Raw genomic sequence first — 1,168 nt, forward strand, 5'->3', positions numbered from 1 at the left:
GGCGGTTTCTTAGGGTTGTTGCAACGGAGGGGTGGTCACATGCCGGGTCGTCGGTTGGATGCGGAGGAGCGGGCTCAGATCGCGGTGTTGTTCGCTCGGGGGCTGCGGTTCCCGGAGATCGCGGAGTTGATCGGGCGGGATCGGTCGACGGTGTGGCGTGAGTTCAAGCGCAACAACGTGTATCGGGGTGCTCACACGACTGGGGTGGTGGCGCGGCATCCGGGTCGTCGCCGGTCGGTGGCGTCGGGGATCGGTCCGGGATTGGGGGGCGTGTATCGGTGGGCGTATTCCGCGCCCGTCGCTCAACGCAAGGCGAACGAGCGCGCGAAGCGCCCGAAGACCCGCAAGCTCGTGGCGAATCGGCCGGCTCCGCCGCCGCTTCTCTGGGATCTGGTCGTGGAGAAACTGCGGGGCAAGTGGTCCCCGTCGCAGGTCTCTGCTTGGCTCAAGACCGAGTTCGCTGACCGACCGGAGTATCACGTGTCTCACGAGACGATCTATCAGGCGATCTACTACCAGACCCGCGGAGAGCTGCGCCGAGAGCTCGCGCACGAGCTGCTCCTGCGTTCAGGACGCGCCGCCCGCCGCCCGCAGTCCCGCGGAGCGCGGGCCGCTCGAACGGGCCGGCTCTGGGCGAAGGACTTCAACATCAGCACCCGCCCCGCGGAAGCCGAGGACCGCGCTGTTCCCGGGCACTGGGAAGGCGATCTCGTGATCGGCGCGCGAGGCACGTCCGCGATCATCACTCTCGTGGAACGCTCCACCCGCTTCGTGATGCTCGGATCCCTGCCCGAGGACCGCACCAGCGGACACGTGACCTCTGTTCTGACGACCCTGATGCGCCGACTTCCGGAGCATCTGCGGCGCACCCTGACCTGGGACCAGGGCATCGAGATGGCCCGTCACGCCAGCTTCACCCTCGCGACCGACTGCCGCGTGTTCTTCGCCGACCCCCACTCGCCCTGGCAACGAGGATCGAACGAGAACACCAACGGGCTCCTGCGCCAATACTTCCCCCGCAGCAGCACCGACTTCCGCACCTACACCCAGGACCAACTCGACGAGATCGCCGAAGAACTCAACGGCCGCCCCCGCAAAACCCTCGACTGGGCCAACCCCGCCCAACGCCTCAACCAACTCCTCGTTGCACCAACCGATTGACCCCAAC

Annotated in this window: 1 protein-coding gene; it reads left to right on the plus strand. The window is 67.0% G+C overall.

Translation table 11 applies throughout. The annotated features are described in order from the left end of the window. The first annotated feature begins 39 nt into the window (after window positions 1–39). Window positions 40–1,161: an IS30 family transposase gene (locus NB037_RS19295; RefSeq protein WP_443722723.1), complete on the plus strand. Its 1,122-nt coding sequence runs from the start codon at window positions 40–42 to the stop codon at window positions 1,159–1,161. Window positions 1,162–1,168: the final 7 nt, after the last annotated feature.

Origin of the sequence: Rathayibacter rubneri (assembly GCF_023743255.1) — a bacterium.
In the GTDB taxonomy this organism is placed as follows: domain Bacteria; phylum Actinomycetota; class Actinomycetes; order Actinomycetales; family Microbacteriaceae; genus Rathayibacter; species Rathayibacter rubneri.